The organism is Xanthomonas prunicola, assembly GCF_002846205.1.
GTDB classification, from domain to species: Bacteria; Pseudomonadota; Gammaproteobacteria; order Xanthomonadales; family Xanthomonadaceae; genus Xanthomonas; species Xanthomonas prunicola.
The window spans coordinates 272,622-291,829 of sequence record NZ_PHKV01000001.1; the positions used below are offsets into that span (position 1 = coordinate 272,622).

Genomic DNA, 19,208 nt, shown 5'->3' on the forward strand with positions numbered 1-19,208 from the left:
ATCAGCCTGCGATTGTAGCGGCAGCGCGTGCATCGCAGGCGTGCACGAGATCGCCACGAACAATGCGCGATGCTGCGGCCATGCACACCAACGACCCCGTGTTCGCCGGTTGGGACGGCAGCGTGATTCAGGCGCGACAGTTGCAACAGCAACTGGCACAGCGCGTGCTGCTGCACGATGAGGTGGGCGCAACGCCGCAGTTGCTTGCAGGCTTTGACGTCGGCTTCGAAGACGATGGCCAGACCACGCGCGCGGCCGCGGTGTTGCTGGATGCCCACACGCTACTGCCACTGGAAACGCACGTGGCGCGCGTACCGACCTCGATGCCTTACGTGCCCGGCCTGCTCAGTTTTCGCGAATTACCGGCATTGCTGCAGGCATTAACCCTGCTCTCGCGCACACCGGACCTGGTCTTTATCGACGGTCAGGGCATCGCCCATCCGCGCAAGCTCGGCATCGCGGCGCACTTCGGCGTGGTGACCGGCCTGCCGTGCATCGGCATCGCCAAGCAACGCCTGGCCGGCAGCTTCGTCGAGCCTGGTCCGGAACGCGGCGACCACACGCCGATCCTGCTGGGCGGCACGCAGATCGGCTGGGCGCTGCGCAGTAAGCCGCGTTGCAATCCCTTGATCGTCTCGCCCGGCCATCGCATGTCGATGCAGGGCGCACTCGACTGGACCTTGCGCACGCTGCGCGCGTATCGCCTGCCCGAACCCACGCGTCTGGCCGACCGGCTGGCCTCGCGGCGTGGCGAGATCGACGTGCCCACACAGGCGAGCCTGCTCTAGCGCCAGGCAGACGCCACAACACGCAGTACACGGCGCAGGTGTGCGCGCACGCCGCACACAGAACATTGCATCGTGGCCAAACGCACGCCCGCGGCGCCGCGCGCATGCCAAGCTCTGGCTCCCACTTCGTCGCGAGCCGCCGCCATGACCACCCTGATCGCGCCACGCCTCCACGACATCGGCGGACTGGAAGTCCGCCGTGCCGTTCCCACCCTGCAGGCGCGCAGCATCGGCCCGTTCGTGTTCGTCGACCACATGGGCCCGGCCGTGCTGGAGCCGGATCACGGCATCGATGTGCGCCCGCATCCGCATATCGGCCTGGCCACGGTGACCTTCCTGTGGGCGGGCGAGATCGGCCACCGCGATACGCTGGGCTCGGATCAAGTGATCCGCCCGGGCGACGTCAACTGGATGACCGCCGGCCGCGGCATCGCCCACTCCGAGCGCACGCCTGGCCCCGAGCGTGCACGCGAACATGCACTGCACGGCATGCAGACCTGGATCGCCCTGCCGCGCTCGGCCGAAGAAACCGCGCCAGCCTTCCATCACCACGCGGCGGCCAGCCTGCCGCAGCAGCGCCGCGACGGCGTGTGGCTGCGCGTGATCGCCGGCCGCGCATACGGTGAGGAGTCGCCGGTGCAGGTGTTCAGCGGCACGCTCAATGTGGCGCTGGATCTGGCACCCGATGCCGAGCTCGATCTGGACACCGGGCACGCCGAGCGCGCCCTGTACATCCTCGAAGGCGAAGCGCAACTGGATGGTGCCGACCTGCCATCTCGCCACCTGGTCGTCCCCTCGCCCGGGGCCCGTGGCCGCTTGCGCGCCAAAACGCCGCTGAAGGCGATGCTGCTGGGCGGCGAGCCGCTGGATGGGCCGCGCCATCTGTGGTGGAACTTCGTCTCCAGCTCCAAGGAACGCATCGAGCAGGCCAAGGACGATTGGCAGGCTGGCCGCTTCGGCAGCATTCCCGGCGACGACCAAGAGTTCATTCCGTTGCCGGAAACGCCGGCCCCGAAACCGGTTAATTACCCTTGAAACCGTGCGCGATGCGGGTTGACTGACATGCGCCGTCACCAGGTCTCGCAATGGAAGTGCCGCGCTGCACATGCGATGCCACGCACGTTTGCGACACCACTTGAGTCGATCGGCAAAACTGTGGTAGTGATTGCCGCGTAGACGGAGCGCGTGACGTGGACGGCATGGCTTGAGCGGGGAGCTCGGGACACTGCAGCGGCACGAGATCGGCGCGCCCGCATCGTCATCCAATGCCGGGGAATCGTGTATGAAGTCTGCATCCCGCCTTGTCGGCCTGAGCTTGCTGCTGGCCGCTGCCACCGCCCACGCCCAGACCTCGCCGGTCTGCCCGCCGTTGCCGCCGGCCTCCGGCCTGCAGTGGAAGGAGCTCGCCGGTGCCGATTACCTGGTCTGCAAGGCCATGACTGCCGATGGCCGGCAGGTGGTCGGGGTGATGCTCACCACCCGCGACCCGGCGATGGCGCTGGCACGCGACCGCCGGGCCGAAAAGGGCCAGATCCAGCGGGAAGATTTTTACTGGTACAAGCTCGATCTGGGTGGCCGCGAAGTGCCAGGCATGGAATCGCGCCGTGTCACCGTGGTCGAACTGGGCAAGAAGCGCTACGCGCAGCTGTGGATCGATGGCGCCAGCGCCGAAGAACTCGCTTCGATGCAATCACTGGTGCAAAACATGGATCTGCAGCCCGCCAGTCTGGCACTGCAGCGCTGACGCAGCGGGTGTCGCAGCACTGCGGACTGTTGCTGTCACAGCCTTGCAGCGTGCCAGCTTGCCTGGCGCGCTGCAGACATCATCTGGCGATATGCGGCCAGCGTGTCGCCGCGGATCGCCATGACGCGTTCGCATGCCTGCGTGTTACGCGACACGCCTGAGGCAACGACCAAACCGCTTGCACGTGCACCAAGCTCGCCGGCTGCGTCCAGCAGTTCAACGGTGTTGATTCCGCTTGCCACCACGTGCGACGGCGACGCGTTGGAGAACGCTCACGGGAGCGAACGTTGGAGCAGTCGCTTCCGTCGGCACGTCCCCTGGAATCAGCATGGACCGATCGCCGGGTTCGAGTCCGATCTCGCATTCCCAATCCGACGACCACCGGCAAGCGTCTCTCAGCTGCCTTGATTCGCCGTGTCCCCATTGCCGCCAACCGCCTGCAATTGGCTCTCGATACGCACCTGGCCGGTGAGCAGGCGATGGATCGGGCACGTATCGGCCACCTCCATCAACCGTGCACGTTGCTCATCGTCCAGCGCACCGTCGAGCACGATCTTGCGGGTGACCGCCGTGCCGGCAGCGCCGCGCTGCGTGTAATGCAGATGCACGTGCACCGCCGTCAGCGGCCACTGCTTGCGCGTGGCCACCATCGACACCGTGATGGCCGTACACGCACCGAGCGCGCCCAGCACCTGCGACTCGGGATCCGGCCCGGCGTCGGCACCACCGTTGGCCGGCTGCGTGTCGCCACTCCAGGTGTGCTGCCCATCGTGGATGCTGACCGTGTACGGCACCGTGCCGGTACTGACGCTGACAGGCCGGTCACTCATTGCGAGCTCCCGCTGTCGTGCAAGCGGGCCGGTTCAAAACCGGCCTTCCTGGAAATCGACGAACGCCTGCATCAGTTCCTGCTTGGTGTTCATCACGAACGGGCCATGCCGCATGACTGGTTCGTTGAGCGGGCGACCTGCGACCAGGATCAATTGCGCACCATCGGCACCGGCACGCAGGCGCAAACGCGCACCACCACCCAGCACCGCCAATTGCTGCGCCGGCAGCGCACGCGCGGCATCGCCCTCACCCACCGTCAGCGCGCCTTCGAAGGCATACGCGAACGCGTTATGGCCGTTGGGCAGCAGGTAATCCCAGTCCACGTTCGGTTCCAACGTGATGTCCAGATACACCGGACTCGTTGCAGGTTGCACGATCGGCCCGACCACCTCGCCCACCGCACCGGCAATCACCTTGACCGCCACGCCGGGCGACGGATGCGCCACCGGAATACGGTCGGGTGCGTACTCCTGATACTTGGGATCGGTCATCTTGTCGCGCGCCGGCAGGTTCACCCACAGCTGAAAGCCGCGCATGCGCCCGGATTCCTGCTCCGGCATTTCCGAATGGACCAGGCCGCGGCCGGCAGTCATCCACTGCACGCTGCCCGGCGTCAGTAGGCCCTCGTTGCCGTGGTTGTCCTTGTGGCGCATCCGTCCGTCGAGCATGTAGGTCACGGTCTCGAAGCCGCGGTGCGGGTGGCTGGGGAAACCGGCCAGATAGTCTTCGGCCTTGTCGGTACCGAATTCATCCAGCATCAGAAACGGGTCCAGCTCCGGCAGTTGCTGCGTACCGATGACGCGGGTCAGCTTGACGCCGGCCCCATCGGAGGTCGGCATACCGCGGATCGTGCGCAGCACGTGCGCCGCTGTGGTGGTCGTGGTGCTCATCGCGTGTCCCGGTGTTCTGTGGCGAAGTGCCAATGATGGGTGCGTGCGGCCCGGTGCCCAACCGCGACCACTGCAACCGATCGTTCCAAACGCCGCCAGCGCGGCAGCGTCCCTACCCCATCCGTGACCGTAGCACCCTACGACCAAAGTTTTACCCACTCGCGCCCGGCCGGCATTGACCGCGGCCGGGCGTGGGTGGACCCTTGGGTGAATCGTTCCTGAGGGGCATGCATGAAAGGGTTCTCGAAGCTGGCCTGGGGCGCGTTGGCGCTACTGGCCGCGTTCTGTCTGGCTACCGTGGCGCTGCGGCGTGGCGAGCACATCAATGCGCTATGGATCGTGGTGGCGGCGGTGTCGATCTATCTGATCGCCTACCGGTTCTACAGCCTGTTCATCGCCGACAAGGTGATGCAGCTGGACGTCACCCGCGCCACCCCGGCGGTCGCCAACAACGACGGCCTGGATTACGTGCCCACCAACAAGCACGTGCTGTTCGGCCACCACTTCGCTGCCATTGCCGGTGCCGGACCGTTGGTCGGCCCGGTGCTCGCCGCGCAGATGGGCTACCTGCCCGGCCTGCTGTGGCTGGTGGTGGGCGTGGTGTTCGCCGGCGCGGTGCAGGACTTCGTGGTGCTGTTCCTGTCCAGCCGTCGCAACGGCCGCTCGCTGGGCGATCTGGTGCGCGAGGAAATGGGCCAGGTGCCCGGCACGATCGCCTTGTTCGGCGCCTTCCTGATCATGATCATCATCCTGGCGGTGCTGGCGATGGTGGTGGTCAAGGCGCTGGCGGAAAGCCCGTGGGGCATGTTCACCGTCATCGCCACGATGCCGATCGCGCTGATGATGGGCGTGTACATGCGCTACATCCGCGTCGGCAAGATCGGCGAGATCTCGGTGGTGGGATTGATCCTGCTGCTGGGCGCGATCTGGCTGGGCGGCAAGGTGGCGGCGGACCCGACCTGGGGCCCGGCCTTCACCTTCACCGCCAAGCAGATCACCTGGATGTTGATCGGCTACGGCTTCGTCGCGTCGGTGCTGCCGGTGTGGCTGTTGCTGGCACCGCGCGACTACCTGTCCACCTTCCTCAAGATCGGCACCATCCTGGCGCTGGCGATCGGCATCCTGGTGGTCATGCCCGATCTCAAGATGCCGGCGCTGACCCAGTTCGCCTCCACCGGCGACGGCCCGGTCTGGAAGGGCGGTATCTTCCCGTTCCTGTTCATCACCATCGCCTGCGGCGCGGTCTCCGGCTTCCATGCGTTGATCGCTTCCGGCACCACGCCCAAGCTGCTCGCCAATGAAGGCCACATGCGCTACATCGGCTACGGCGGCATGTTGATGGAATCGTTCGTGGCGGTGATGGCGCTGGTGGCCGCATCGATCATCGAGCCGGGCATCTATTTCGCCATGAACAGTCCCGCCTCGCTGGTCGGCACCGACACTGTCGCGGTAGCCGCCAAGATCAGTGAATGGGGCTTCTCGATCACACCGCAGGTGCTCGAGGCCACTGCACGCGATATCGGCGAGCACAGCATCCTGGCACGTGCCGGCGGTGCTCCCACGCTGGCCGTAGGCATCGCCCAGATCCTGCACCAGTTGCTGCCGGGCGAAGACACCATGGCGTTCTGGTATCACTTCGCCATCCTGTTCGAAGCACTGTTCATCCTGACCGCAGTGGATGCCGGCACGCGCGCCGGCCGCTTCATGCTGCAGGACCTGCTGGGCAACTTCATCCCGGCGTTGAAGAAGACCGAATCGTGGACCGCCAACATCATCGCCACCGCCGGTTGTGTAGCGCTGTGGGGTTATCTGCTCTACACCGGCGTGATCGATCCGTTCGGCGGCATCCAGACGTTGTGGCCGTTGTTCGGCATTTCCAACCAGATGCTGGCCGGCATCGCATTGATGCTGGGCACAGTGGTGTTGTTCAAGATGAAGCGTGACCGCTACGCCTGGGTCACCATCGTGCCGGCGCTGTGGCTGTTGCTGTGCACCACCTACGCAGGGCTGATCAAGATCTTCGACAGCAACCCGGCGCAGGGCTTCCTGGCGCAGGCGCACAAGTTCCAGGCCGCTATCGCCAGCAACACCATCACCGCACCGGCCAAGACGGTGCCGCAGATGCAGCAGATCGTCACCAATGCCTACGTCAATACCGGGCTGACGGTGCTGTTTCTGTTCGTGGTGGCGTCGATCCTGATCTATTCGATCAGGACGATCATGGTGGCACGCCGCAACCCGCAGCGGACCGACCGCGAAACCCCATACGTGGCGCTGCAGCCACACCAGATGGCAGACCTGTAATGGGCACGCAACTCGTCCTGGCCAGTCAATATCAGGTGCACCGCCGCATCTGGCGGCGCCTGATCCAGACCGCGCGGCTGTGCTGCGGCATTCCCGACTACGACAACTACGTGCGCCATATGGTGGAAAAACATCCCGATAAGCCGGTGATGGACTACCCCACCTTCTTCCGCGAACGCCAGGACGCGCGTTATGGCGGCAAGAGCGGGTTTCGCTGTTGTTGACTGGTTGATTGGCGATTGGCGATCGACTGATCAAGAAGTAGAAACGCGACAGGGCGCGATGCGAATCGCGCCCTGTTGCGTTGTTCTGCGCGAAGGCAACTGGTCGGGCTAGGAGCGACTGATAAAAGCGTCTCTTGGCGCGATTAGGCACTGCGATAGCGTGGGTGCAGAGCAGCTGACCTGAGGTTTTGCTGCAAGACCCTTGCCCGCCCACCATCGCAGGACACGCCACAAGTACGTCCCTGTAGGCTCCGTGGCGGCATCCATGCCGCCAAGGGTCCCGCGACGGTGAGCGGGCAAGGGCCAGTCAAGTTGGCCGGTGCGCATGACGCAAGCAGTGCATCGCGCGATCCATTAAACGACTCACGTGTCAGCTCAGTTGATGTCCTGCCTCAGCGGCTATCTGCTGTCACGACCAAGCGCTCCGGGGTAGCAACTCAATCGACACGTGCAGTGATCCGTTCGTAGCAGTGAGCTGCTTTTAGTTAGCCGCCAGCCAACTGCCTAGTGCGGTGTCCTCACCGATTGCGGGACCGTTGGCGGCATGGATGCCGCCATCGAGCCCCCAAGGAGGGGTTCACGGCGTGTCCCGCAAGCGATGAGGGCACCGCGCACTCAACTGGCCAGCCTTTGAACTTTGACTTGAAGTTTCCGACCTGACGCTTGCGTGGCATCAAAACCCAGCGACGACTCAAACCTCAGTTCTCTTGCATCGCGTAGAGCGCACAGACGGGCCAGTCGTAGAGCCGCGGATCTGCGAAGCGGCGATGCGCTTGGCCGCATGGATGTCGCTAGGGAGCATCCATGGATGGGTTCAAAACGTCTCCCGCATGCGTGGACACCGCACACTCCACTCAGCAAGCGGTCGACTTAGCCGGCGCGCTTTTGCGCCAGCCGCGCAAACAGCGCAGGTAAATCACGCATATCGTCGAACACCTCAAGCACACCGATGCGGCGCAAGGTATCGCCATGTCCGGGGGGAATGTGGCTCGCACCGGTAAACCCCAGCACCTGCATGCCTGCCGCAACAGCCGCAGCCGCACCGGTGGGGCTGTCTTCGATGACCAGACAGCGCTCCGGCGCCACCCCGGCTGTGCGTGCCGCCAGCAGATAGACGTCCGGTGCCGGCTTGGGCCGTTCCACCATGTCCGCGCTGAAAATACGCCCCGCCGCACGCGCGGTGAGCCCGACACGTTCCACCGAGGCAATCACATTGTGGCGCCGGCTATTGGAGGCCACCGCCAACGGCAGCGGGATTTGCTCCAGCGCCTCACGCACACCCGCGATCGGCTGCACCTGCGCCTGGATCAATGCCTCGCTGCGCTCCTGGATCTGCATCAGCAAAGTCTCTGGCAACTGCAGCGCAAAGCGCTCTTCCACCCGCCGCAACACCTCACGTGTGGTCTGCCCGAACGTGGTTTCCAGCAGATGTTCCAGCGGCTCGCTCGGCACGAAAGACGCGAGCGCCTCGCGCATTACCTGGTCGGCCAATATCTCGCTGTCGACAAGAACGCCATCACAGTCGCTGATCAGTAGTTCGTACGCCATTGCACCCATCTGCTCGCAAAGCACCATTATGCCGGCCGGGGTGTGACCGCTGGCTGTGGCGGGGGCTGCGGGTCGGTGGAGCGGGCCCATTCGCCTGCCCTCACCATGCATGCCACCAACACAGGCGGCCCCGAGCACGCGGCCACCATTGGGCATGCGAGGAACATCCATGTCACGAAATCTTACCGCACGCGATTTTTGCAGCTGCTAGCATCTGCCCCGCTGCAGCGGGACTTGCCGCAGCGTCATCAGGAATGCGATCAGGAGAAGGAGATTTCGATGCAACCGCGATTCCCCGCCCTGCTCGTTCTTGCGACCTCGTTTTTCGCGGTCTCATGCACCGCCTCGCCCGGTGCCAAGGAGCAAACCACCATGTCAGCTACGCTGCAGGACCACACCGTCGCCTTCCGCGACCCCGTCTTGACCGATATCGCCAAAGCCATTGCGCAGGGTGATGTTGCCCAGATCAAGGCACTCGCCCCCACCGTCGATCTCGCCGCACACGGCGATCAAAACGTCACCTTGCTCGAGTGGGCGATCTGGAACGAACAACCGCGCGCATTGGGCGCATTGCTCGACGCAGGCGCCGACCCCGCAGTGCCGGGCATGGACCAGGAAACGGTCGTGCACATGGCCGCCATGGCGCAAGACCCGGAGTATCTGCAGATCCTGTTACAACACAAGGCGCCGATCGATGTCGTCAGCGCGCGTGCGGGCTGGACGCCGCTGTTTCGCGCGGTGCAGAGCAAGCGCAATGCGCAGATCGACTTGTTGATCAAGGCCGGTGCAGACGTACAACGCGTCGACCACGCCGGTAACAGCCTGCTGCACCTTGCGGCGCAAAGCGGCGCGGCCAGCCCGGCAGTGCTCACCTTGCTCGAGGCCGGTGTCGATCCTACCGTGCGTAATGCCCAGCAGAAAACCTTCCAGGCGTATTTCTTCACCACGCCGGATCGCCTGCTCAATGCCGGCGGCCAGCAGGTCAGGTCGGACGTGCGCGCGTGGTTGAGCGCCCACAACATCCCCGTGGAAAGCAGCCGCTAAGCGCGCTTTTCGCACGACGAACGCAAGGAACCGCGCATGAGCCCGTCAGAATCCTCTTCTTCTTCCACCCCGTTCGCAGAATCGATGCGCGGGCAACAGCCGCATCCGGAAGACCGTCAGCTTCCAGCGATGCTGCAAGACCTTTACGCCACCGCCGCGCAGCGACGCGAAGGCGGCGCCGAAACCTTCGCCGCCCTGCCTAACGGCTGGTCGCGCATGGACGACAGCGCGCTGCAGCAGGCAGGCATCGATCCGGCACTGCTGCACGATGCCAAAAGCGGCTTCGATGCAGCGTTCTATCGCAACGATCAAGGCCAGGTGGTGCTGGGTTTTTGCGGCACTGATGAAGGCAAGGACTGGAAGCACAACATCGGCCAGGGCCTGGGCTTTGACGATGCGCAGTACGCCTCGGCGATCCAGCTCGGCAGCCAGGCCAAACAGGCGTTCGGCGACCAGGTAGTGATCAGCGGGCATTCGCTGGGCGGCGGTCTGGCCTCAGCATCGGCGATGGTCAACGACATCCCTGCAGTGACCTACAACGCGGCAGGCGTCAACGACCGTACGCTGGAGCGCGAGGGTCTGGATGCATCGGCTGCCAAGGATTACGCCAACAGCGAATTGATTCGCGGCTACCACGTCAAGAACGAGATTCTCACCCACCTGCAGGAAGACAGCATCCCGCTCAAATGGGCCATGCCCAATGCGGCCGGCCATCAGATCGAATTGCCCGAGCCGGACCCGTTGTCGTTTGGCCAGCGTCTGGTGCCGGGCATGATGCTCAAGCATCGGCTGGATCTGCATGGCATCGATTCGGTGATGAAGGCGCAGGACATGCAGGCGCAGGACCAGTCGCGTGGCGCCGCGTTGCAGCCCGGCAGCCAGCTGTTCAACGATGCGGTGGTGCAGCTGGATGGGCAGCGCGACCGCCTGGGGCTGCGCGACGACACCGCGTTTCTCAACACCGCTGCCAGCGTGGCCGCACGTGCAGGCAACGACGGCTTGCAGCGCATCGATCACCTTGTGCCCAACCGCGATGGCAACAGCCTGATCGCGGTGCAGGGTCGCATGGACGACCCGGCCCATCTGCGCAGCCATGTGCAGACGGCAGCCGCGGCCAATGAGCCGGCGCAGACCAATGTCAGCCAGCTGCACCAGCACAATCAGCAGCACACCCAACAGCCGCCGCAACAGCAGGAAGAGCAGCGTCGGGTGATTCAGCAGTGAGCACGGTGGCCCGCGGAACATCGCGGGCCACTTTTAATCGATACGCGCGGCTGGCAAACCGCATCCGATGTCGTACGCGTGATCGCTGTCGGGTCCGCACAGTGAAGCGGAGTGGTTGCCGTGCGTATCTGCGAGCTTGAGCGCGGCGTGGCTGACGACACGTCATCCGCGACCCTCAGACAAGCACGAACGCTACGAAGAAGCGCGTAGTTACAGAGTCGTTAATGCTGCAACGCCGGGCACCACATGGATCAGTGAGCAACTGCGCAGCAGCGTCACCACGCGCTCAGCCGTTCAACCGGGCGTGGCCGAGGGCAGCGCCCGGTTTATCCCGCACCGGCCATCGCACGCAAGGTGATGCCGACCAGATACGCCAGATAGGTCCCGGTGGCGTAGCCCATCGTGCCGAGCAACACGCCGACCGGTGCGAGTGCCGGGTGAAACGCGGCGGCGACCACGGGCGCAGAAGCAGGGCCGCCGATGTTGGATTGTGAGCCGATCGCAAAATAGAAGAAGGGCACCCGCAGCAGCCGGCCAAGCGCCCACAGCACGCAGATATGCACGGCGATCCAGATCAGGCCGAGCAGGAACAACCATGGCCGGTCCAGCAGCGCCAGCAAGTCCATCTGCATGCCGATGCAGGCGATCAGGAAATACAGCAGCAAGGTGCCGAGTTTGGAAGCGCCTGCGCCTTCCAGCGTGCGTGCGCGGGTGAAGCTCAGCAGCAGGCCCAGGCTGGTCGCCAGCACCACCACCCACACGAACGGCGTGTCCAGACTGAACTGGCTGGCCCAACGCAACTGCGCCTTGCACCACGCCGAGAGCGGGTTGGCCAGCGCATGCGCCAGGCCGACCCCGCCGAATGCCACTGCCACGATCACCATTAGGTCGGCCAGGCTGGGAATCCGCGCATGTTCGGCCTGAAAGCGCGCCATGCGCTCCTGCAAAGCATCCAGCGCTCGGGTGTCGGCACCGCTGCGCGCGTCGATGTTGCGCGCACGACCGGCAAGGAAAATCAGCACGGCCATCCACACGTAGCCCACGCCAACATCGACCACCGCGAACTGCCCGAAGGTGGTTGCGTCGACATCGAACACTTCGCGCATCGCCAGCATGTTGGCGCCGCCGCCGATCCAGCTGCCGGCAAGCGCCGCCATGCCCGCCCAGGTATCGCCAGCCACAGTGGCCGGATGCAGCCAGCGCATCACCCAGAACGCCACCACCGCGCCCAGCATGACGCTCACGGATGCGCCCAGATACATCGCCACCAGTTTGGGGCCGAGCCGCAGGATCGCGCGCAGATCGATGCTCAAGGTCAGCAGGATGAGTGCGGCCGGCAGCAGCACGTCGCGGGCGATCGGGTTGTACAGCCGGGTGTTGGCACCGTCGATCAGTCCGACTGTGTTGTAGATGCCGGGCAGCAGGTAGCACAACAACAAGGCCGGCACGAAGGCGTAAAAACGTCGCCAGAGGCCCTGCTCGCGTGCGGAAGTCCAGAACACCGCACCCAGGGTGGCGGCGATCAGGCCGAAGACGACGATATCATTTTGGATCAGCGCAGCACCGACGGCATTCACCACAAGCGGGCATCCAGAAAAGTAGCCGCCAACATGCGGACCGAACCAAGGGCGGCCGATGCCACGAATCTAGCCGACCTGGACGTCTGCGCAAACCCGGTACTGCTGTCGATAGCCACAGCGCCGCCGTGACCTGCCGTCAGCAAGCGGCAGCGGGCCGCGCTCGCTTAGCCATAACGTCGCACGACCCGATCGCCCCCGCCGGTGTTGACCACCACGCCGCTAGGCTGGCCGGTGGTCAGGCAGTGCAGCTTTGCCATCAATTCTGCGAAGTCCAAGGCACCCTGCTCGCGCAGGTAGCGCAGTGGCGACCACTGCGGGCGGGTCACCCACCAGCCGCCCTTTTCGGGGTGTATGCGTACGACATAACGTAACTCGTCCATCAGGCCTCCGGCCAGTGCGTGTAGCGGTCGAGCGATGCGGGCCGCGGGAAGCTGTGGTGCAGGAATGGGAAAGCCTTCTCCCGTCCGGTGTGCCGGCGTGCCCTTACTCAAGGGGCCGCGGGAGAGTGGCCAAGGGCCCCGCGTCCGGCATAGCCAGGATGTTCTTTTACACATATCAATGCCGTCGGGAGGAGACTGGCATGATGGTAGGAAAATTCTTACGTGACACACATCACATGCAGCGCTACAGTCGATCAGGACCGGTGAACGCCGTGTCGTCAGCAACCGTCAGACGAGCGTGGGCGGTGCGCAGCAAGGTGATCAGTCGCTCGTGAAGACTGCCTCTGGGGAGGGGTTGCATGTATCTGCTCAGGAAATTTCAGTTTCCGGTCAAGACCGCCATGGTTGTCGGCTACGTGTTGGTGATCAGGGAAGCGATCGTGTTGTGGTCCTAATTCCGCTGCCCGGTTGAACGTACTGACCGAGCGTTTCGGTTGGCGGTATGCAAGGAATGGGCGACGCGCTTGGTCCGGTGCCATCGATCGGCACCGGTCACGCCTACGTGCGACCGTGCAGTTGCCGCGCCAATGGCGTCAGGACGCAGGCTGCCAAAGATCTAAGTGCATGCCCGTCATTGCGTCTCAATCTGCATCCACCCAGCCGCGCTGCTGCGCGGCGGCGAGATCGGCCGGCGTGTCGATATCCAGCGCCAATGCCGGGGCGCTCACGCAACCCAGGCTCTCCATGTCCAGGCTGGCGAATAGGCCGCGCAGGCCGCTATCGCCCTGCAACGGAGCATCCGCCCACGCCGCATGCGTGACCACCGCAGGAATGCCGCGCACGCCGCTATAGCCGCTGGTCGCGCAACCGGAGATGGCGCGATCGGCCTCTTCCAGCAAGGTGCGCAAATGTGGAGCGTCCAGCGCAGGCTGATCGCAGCCCAGGATGAGGCTGCGTCGCAACGTCATGTCGTCCTGCACATGCCGACGTAGCGCGGCCAAACTGGAGCCCATGCCCTCGGACCAGTCGGCATGTCGCAGTAGTTCGACATCCAGATCCTGCAGCATCTCGCTCAATGCGTCGGCATTGGCACCCAGCACCACCACACAGCGGCGCGGCGCAGTCTGTAATGCCATGCGCGCGGCACGGCGCAACAACGGCTCGCCATCGCGCATCAGCAATTGCTTCGAACGGCCAAGCCGGCGCCCTGCCCCTGCACCCAGCACCAGTGCGGCGTGATCGCTGCTCATGCGCTGCACGCTATTGGCGTGGCGACAGGAGAGCGCTGTGCTGATCGCGAGATGACAGAGGCGTCACGCGTATGCGCACAGGCATTGCGTAGGGGATGGCCGGTGGCAAGAAACCGAATGCGAACGGCATGACGCGATACGTCGACGTGGCGATCAGGAACAAGGGGCATGGCGACGTGGTGCTTGATGGAAGACCGCTGCAGCGTAGAACGCCGGCTGTGCGTGCAAGGTGACTGCACATTGCGTACGCTGTTGCTGCGTGAGCAAATTAACGCCGTTTACGCTGCAGATTGCGGCGTGCTGTAGAAGCCCGCGCACGATCAGCTCGCAATCAGTCGCCTTGCATCAACGTCAGACTGCCATGTGACCTCGTCACTGATTCACGCTAGGTGGGAGCAGACACGTTATCGACTCGCTGCAAGAGCCTGTGTCTCTGCAACCGCCTGCGTGGCTTCGGCAATGATGCCGAGCGCGATGGTGTGCGGCGACGAGCGCCCCATCCGCCAGCCAGCGGGTAAGCGCAGACGCGCAAGCGCTGCATCATCGTATCCGAGCGCACGCAACGCCTGTAAACGGCCTTCGCGTTTCTGCCGGCTGCCAAGGATGCCGATGCAGGCCACATTGGATGCCAGCCCGCGGCGCGCCACCTGCAGATCAATCTCTGCGTCGTGGGCCAGGCTATACAGTGCGGTGTCGGCGTCCAGCTGCAGATCCTGCAGTGCGTCGCCCGCTGCGCGTCGATCGTAGTGCTCGAGTGCCAATCCGGGCGGGGGCTCGGCCGGCCCATGCGGCCGCAACACGCGCACTTCCAACCCCATCTGGCCGGCCAACGACACCACTACCAGCAGCGCAGGGTCGGCGCCGACCAGCACCAGCCGCAACGGCGGGCGATGCGTGCGCAAGAATTCGTCCGCACGCGCGTCCTGCGCACTTGCCAGGTAACGCACCATGCCGGACGCACGATCCAACGCCACATGAAATGCCCGCCGGTGCTGACGCGCGTTGCGCCAGCGTGCGAGGTGCTCGCCCAGATCCGGCACCGGCCACACCAGCACGCCAATGCGCCCACCGCAACTGAGCTGGATATCCAGCACCTCGCTGCCTTCGCCATAATCCAGCCAACGCGGCTGACCGTCGCGCAGCGCCGCCATGGCCTCATGCGCCACGGCGGCTTCCACGCAACCGCCGGACACATAACCGACTATCCCGCCATCAGCGCTGATCGCCATCTCGCTGCCCAACGGACGCGGCGAGGAGCCTTGAACATCGATCAAGGTCGCCATCGCCACGCGCTGGCCGGCGCGATGCCACGCCGACAGGGTTGGCAGCAAGTCATCGTGCAGCGCGTATCCCGGCCAAGCCGGCCACGCCGGCTCGACCGGCAGCGCATGCTCCATCGAGGCAACGACTGCGCTCACGCGCGCAGCATCTCGGGCAGATGCGGCAGCAGTTTGTCGAGGGTGACGGGGTAGTTGCGTACACGCACGCCGGTCGCGTTATAGACCGCATTGGCGATCGCGGCAGCCACACCGCAGATACCCAACTCCCCGACCCCCTTGGCCTTCATCGGCGACGCCAACGGGTCGCTTTCTTCCAGGAACACCACGTCCTGATGCGGGATGTCCGCGTGCACTGGCACTTCGTAGCCCGCCAGATCGTGGTTGACGAAAAAGCCCAGGCGTTTGTCCACCGCAAGTTCTTCCATCAACGCAGCACCAGCCCCCATCGTCATACCGCCGATGACCTGGCTGCGTGCGGATTTCGGGTTGAGAATGCGCCCTGCGGCGCACACCGCAAGCATGCGCCGGATGCGCACTTCGGCGGTTGCGATATCCACGCCCACCTCGACAAAGTGTGCGCCAAACGTAGAGAGCTGATGCGTCTTGCTCAGGTCACCGAATTCGATCTTGTCTTCCACCACCAGGGCGCCATTGGCTGCGGCATCGCCGAGCGCGCTGCGCTTGCCGCCGGCACGCACATGGCCATCGGCAAATTCAGCGATGGCCGGATCCAGGCCCAGTTGCTTGGCCACGGCGTCACGCAGTTTGACGGCAGCGGCGTACACGCCTGCGGTGGAACTGTTTGCGCCCCACTGCCCACCAGAGCCTGCCGACGCGGGGAAGCTGGAATCGCCTAGCCGTACGTCCACCCAATTCAACGGTACGCCGAGCATTTCGGCAGCGGTCTGCGCAATGATGGTGTAAGAGCCAGTGCCGATGTCGGTCATGTCGGTTTCCACCACCACGCGCCCGCCCTGCTCCAGCCGCATGCGCGCGCCCGAGGTCATGACCGGCGCGTTGCGGAATGCCGTCGCCACGCCCATCCCGACCAACCAGCGACCATCGCGGGTGCTAGCCGGCTGGGCCTTGCGCTTGGACCATTCGAATCGCTTCGCACCATCTTCCAGACACGTGACCAGCTGACGCTGCGAAAAGGGGCGCTGCGGGTTTTCCGGGTCCACCTGGGTGTCGTTGACGATGCGGAATTTAACCGGATCCATGTCGAGCTTTTCAGCCATCTCGTCCATGGCCACTTCCAACGCCATCAAGCCAGGCGCTTCGCCCGGCGCGCGCATTGCGTTGCCTTCGGGCAGATCGAGCACCGCCAGGCGGGTCGTGATCAGGCGATTCGCACCTGCGTACAGCAGTTGAGTCTGTGCGGCGGCAATTTCCGGGCTACCGCCGGGCAGATCGCCCGACCAGCTTTCATGTGCAATCGCAGTGAGCTTGCCATCGCGTTCGGCGCCAAGGCGAATACGCTGCACGGTGGCCGGGCGATGGGTCGTGTTATTGGCGATCAGCGGACGTGGCAGCATCACCTTGACCGGACGGCCGACCTGACGCGCAGCCAGCGACGCCAGCACCGCATCGACACGCAGAAACAACTTGCCGCCGAAACCGCCACCGACGTACGGTGACATGATCCGCACGTTTTCGCGCGGGATGCCGAGCGTTCTGGCCAGATCGCCAGCACCCCAGTTGATCATCTGATTCGAAGTCCACACGCTGAGCTTGTCGCCTTCCCACATGGCGATCGAAGCGTGCGGCTCCATCATGGCGTGCGAATGATCCGGCGTGGTGTATTCGGCATCCAGCTGCACCGGCGCGGCAGCGAAAGCAGCGTCGAAGTTGCCAACGTTGCTACTGGGGGCGTCGTCCTTCTTGGTGACCTCGGCGCCAGCGCGTGCCTTTTCCAGATCGTAGGCGCCCACGTGGCGGCCATAATCGACCTTGATCAACTGGCCGGCGGCACGCGCCTGCTCAAACGTCTCAGCAACCACCACCGCAATGGCCTGGTGGTAATGGGCGATCTCCGGGCCGCCTAGCAGTTTGGCGGTGTTGAATTTACCCTTCTGCAGCTTGCCGGCGTTCTGTGCGGTGACGATGCCGAGCACGCCGGGCGCATTGCGCGCAGCACTCAGGTCGATGCTGCGGATGGTGCCTTTGGCAATGCCCGCGCCCACGACGTGCCCATAGGCCGCACGGCCAGGCAGGTCGTGATGTTCGTACGCGTACGGCGCTTGCCCGGTGGTCTTGAGTGGCCCATCAATACGATCGACGGGCTTGCCGACGACCTTGAGCTGATCGATGGGATTGGTACCGGCGGGAGTGTCGAATTTCATATCAGGCCCTCGTGTCGGCCAGGATCGCGGTCAAGGTGCGTTCCACCAGCGGCACCTTGAATGCGTTGTGTTCGGTGGGCTGTGCGCCGTCGAGCAACACAGACGCAATGGCGCGGGCGCCATCCTTCGATTTAGCTTCAGCGGCTTCGCTACGCCAGGGCTTGTGCGCAACGCCGCCGACTGCGAGTCGGGCGGTGCCATCGCGCTGCACCACCGCGGCAACCGACACCAATGCGAAGGCATACGATGCACGGTCGCGCACCTTGCGGTACACATGCGTGCCACCGATTGGCTTGGGCAAGGTCACTGCAGTGATCAACTCCCCCCGTTCCAGCACCGTTTCCAGATGCGGCGTCGTACCCGGCGCACGATAGAACTCGGACAGCGCCACTGCGCGCGTCTGGCCATCGGGGCGCACCGTTTCTACGACCGCATCGAGCAAACGCATGGCGATGGCCATATCGCTGGGATGGGTCGCGATGCACGATTCGCTGGCACCGATCACCGCCAGTTGGCGATTAAATCCTCCGATTGCCGCGCAGCCGCTGCCGGGCAGTCGCTTATTGCACGGTTGGTTGGTGTCATAGAAATACGGGCAGCGCGTACGCTGCAGCAGGTTGCCGGCGGTGGTGGCGCGGTTGCGCAATTGCCCCGAAGCACCGGCCAGCAAGGCGCGCGACAACACTGCGTAATCGCGGCGCACACGTTTGTCGGCCGCAAGGTCGGTGTTGCGCACCAAAGCGCCGATCCGCAAGCCGCCGTCGGGCGTGGCATCGATGGTGTCCAGGCTCAGGCCGTTGACGTCGATCAAGTGCGACGGCGTCTCGATCTGCAGCTTCATCAGATCCAGCAGATTGGTGCCGCCTGCGATGAACTTGGCACCGGGCTGGCGCGCGGCCTTGGCTGCCGCATCGGCCGGCGAGGTAGCGCGCTCGTAGCTAAAGGCCTTCATGCGCGTTCTCCCGCAACGTCATTGATGGCGTCTACGATGTTGGAATACGCGCCGCAGCGGCAGATGTTGCCGCTCATGCGCTCCTGCAGTTCGGGCGTGGTGAGCTTGGCCTTGCCGGTGAGATCTTCGGTAACGTGGCTGGGAATGCCGCGCTTTACTTCATCCAGCACGGCCACCGCCGAGCAGATCTGGCCAGGCGTGCAGTAACCGCATTGGTAGCCATCATGTTTGACGAACGCTGCCTGCATGGGATGCAGTTTGTCCGGCGTGCCCAGCCCTTCGATGGTGGTGACCTTGGCACCCTCATGCATCACTGCCAGCGACAGGCACGCGTTCATGCGCTGCCCATCGACGATGACCGTACAGGCGCCGCACTGGCCGTGATCGCAGCCCTTTTTGGTACCGGTGAGATGCAGATGTTCGCGCAGCGCATCCAGCAAGGTGGTGCGATTATCCAGGGTCAGCGTTACCGGCTTGCCGTTGACTTCAAAGGCCACTTGGCTGGATGCATTGGCCGGCTCCACTGCCTGCTCCTGCGACATCGCAGCGGCGGCGGTGGCGGCCATGGATTGGGTTGCGGCAACGCTGGCTGCGGATGCCGTGCCCGCGATCAGTACCTCGCGACGGGTCATCTTGATGTCTCTCATGGCTGGCATCTCCAACAATGCTGGCTTTTACAGTTCTTAACCAATGTGCAACGCCGCCGGTCGAAAGCGTGTGAGTGCGCGAGTGATTGCAGGTGTGAAGCAGCGGCATTGCCTGATCCAACGCTCGCTTCGCCTGGCGTGGCTGTGGCCACCGCATTCGCCCATGGAGACGCTTGTCTC

The 19,208-nt window shown here is 64.4% G+C and carries 17 protein-coding genes; 7 read left to right on the forward strand and 10 right to left on the reverse strand.

Going from position 1 to position 19,208, the window contains the following annotated elements; genetic code table 11:
• The first annotated feature begins 80 nt into the window (after positions 1-80).
• From nfi to XpruCFBP8353_RS01260, 3 genes are all read left to right on the forward strand, one after another.
• On the forward strand, positions 81-788 hold the full coding sequence (nfi, locus tag XpruCFBP8353_RS01250; protein WP_101362420.1) for a deoxyribonuclease V: 708 nt from the start codon (positions 81-83) through the stop codon (positions 786-788).
• 144 nt (positions 789-932) lie between these two features.
• Positions 933-1,823, forward strand: a complete 891-nt coding sequence (locus tag XpruCFBP8353_RS01255; protein WP_101361575.1) for a pirin family protein — start codon at positions 933-935, stop codon at positions 1,821-1,823.
• A gap of 247 nt (positions 1,824-2,070) precedes the next feature.
• A complete protein-coding gene (locus tag XpruCFBP8353_RS01260) occupies positions 2,071-2,532 on the forward strand; it encodes a hypothetical protein (protein WP_101361576.1) in 462 nt (153 codons plus the stop codon).
• Positions 2,533-2,927: 395 nt separating this feature from the next.
• Here XpruCFBP8353_RS01260 and XpruCFBP8353_RS01270 read toward each other — a convergent pair whose 3' ends face one another.
• Complete coding sequence (locus XpruCFBP8353_RS01270) at positions 2,928-3,362, reverse strand: OsmC family protein (protein WP_101361577.1); 435 nt, start codon at positions 3,360-3,362, stop codon at positions 2,928-2,930.
• A 33-nt stretch (positions 3,363-3,395) separates the two neighbouring features.
• A complete protein-coding gene (locus XpruCFBP8353_RS01275) occupies positions 3,396-4,253 on the reverse strand; it encodes a pirin family protein (protein ID WP_101361578.1) in 858 nt (285 codons plus the stop codon).
• A 231-nt stretch (positions 4,254-4,484) separates the two neighbouring features.
• On the opposite strand from XpruCFBP8353_RS01275, the gene XpruCFBP8353_RS01280 reads away from it, so the two are divergent.
• Positions 4,485-6,557, forward strand: coding sequence for a carbon starvation CstA family protein (locus tag XpruCFBP8353_RS01280; RefSeq protein WP_101361579.1), 2,073 nt, complete (start codon positions 4,485-4,487; stop codon positions 6,555-6,557).
• Complete coding sequence (locus XpruCFBP8353_RS01285) at positions 6,557-6,781, forward strand: YbdD/YjiX family protein (protein WP_101361580.1); 225 nt, start codon at positions 6,557-6,559, stop codon at positions 6,779-6,781. The genes XpruCFBP8353_RS01280 and XpruCFBP8353_RS01285 overlap by 1 nt, the downstream gene beginning before the upstream one ends.
• An 870-nt stretch (positions 6,782-7,651) precedes the next feature.
• Here XpruCFBP8353_RS01285 and XpruCFBP8353_RS01295 read toward each other — a convergent pair.
• The gene (locus XpruCFBP8353_RS01295; protein WP_162300911.1) at positions 7,652-8,356 is read right to left on the reverse strand and encodes an HAD family hydrolase; all 705 of its coding nucleotides are present in this window, start codon (positions 8,354-8,356) and stop codon (positions 7,652-7,654) included.
• Positions 8,357-8,563: 207 nt separating this feature from the next.
• Between XpruCFBP8353_RS01295 and XpruCFBP8353_RS01300 the strand changes: the two genes are divergently transcribed.
• Both XpruCFBP8353_RS01300 and XpruCFBP8353_RS01305 read left to right on the forward strand, forming a co-directional pair.
• Entirely contained in the window at positions 8,564-9,373 is an 810-nt protein-coding gene (locus XpruCFBP8353_RS01300; protein WP_162300912.1) for an ankyrin repeat domain-containing protein, read from the forward strand.
• A 36-nt stretch (positions 9,374-9,409) separates the two neighbouring features.
• Complete coding sequence (locus XpruCFBP8353_RS01305) at positions 9,410-10,597, forward strand: XVIPCD domain-containing protein (RefSeq protein ID WP_101361582.1); 1,188 nt, start codon at positions 9,410-9,412, stop codon at positions 10,595-10,597.
• 326 nt (positions 10,598-10,923) lie between these two features.
• Here XpruCFBP8353_RS01305 and XpruCFBP8353_RS01310 read toward each other — a convergent pair whose 3' ends face one another.
• The 7 genes from XpruCFBP8353_RS01310 to paoA all read right to left on the reverse strand — a co-directional run bounded on the left by XpruCFBP8353_RS01310 (position 10,924) and on the right by paoA (position 19,037).
• On the reverse strand, positions 10,924-12,174 hold the full coding sequence (locus XpruCFBP8353_RS01310; protein WP_101362423.1) for a DUF819 family protein: 1,251 nt from the start codon (positions 12,172-12,174) through the stop codon (positions 10,924-10,926).
• Positions 12,175-12,341: 167 nt separating this feature from the next.
• Positions 12,342-12,557 carry a hypothetical protein gene (locus XpruCFBP8353_RS01315; protein ID WP_101361583.1) on the reverse strand — a complete coding sequence of 72 codons (216 nt, stop codon included), beginning with the start codon at positions 12,555-12,557 and terminating at the stop codon, positions 12,342-12,344.
• Between the two features lie 641 nt (positions 12,558-13,198).
• Entirely contained in the window at positions 13,199-13,807 is a 609-nt protein-coding gene (locus tag XpruCFBP8353_RS01320) for a nucleotidyltransferase family protein (protein ID WP_101361584.1), read from the reverse strand.
• Between the two features lie 404 nt (positions 13,808-14,211).
• Complete coding sequence (locus XpruCFBP8353_RS01325; RefSeq protein WP_101361585.1) at positions 14,212-15,225, reverse strand: XdhC family protein; 1,014 nt, start codon at positions 15,223-15,225, stop codon at positions 14,212-14,214.
• A complete protein-coding gene (paoC, locus tag XpruCFBP8353_RS01330) occupies positions 15,222-17,429 on the reverse strand; it encodes an aldehyde oxidoreductase molybdenum-binding subunit PaoC (protein WP_101361586.1) in 2,208 nt (735 codons plus the stop codon). Before paoC ends, XpruCFBP8353_RS01325 begins: the two co-directional genes overlap by 4 nt.
• Position 17,430: 1 nt before the next feature.
• On the reverse strand, positions 17,431-18,381 hold the full coding sequence (locus XpruCFBP8353_RS01335; RefSeq protein WP_101361587.1) for an FAD binding domain-containing protein: 951 nt from the start codon (positions 18,379-18,381) through the stop codon (positions 17,431-17,433).
• Complete coding sequence (gene paoA, locus XpruCFBP8353_RS01340; protein WP_279327686.1) at positions 18,378-19,037, reverse strand: aldehyde dehydrogenase iron-sulfur subunit PaoA; 660 nt, start codon at positions 19,035-19,037, stop codon at positions 18,378-18,380. Before paoA ends, XpruCFBP8353_RS01335 begins: the two co-directional genes overlap by 4 nt.
• Positions 19,038-19,208 lie beyond the last annotated feature (171 nt).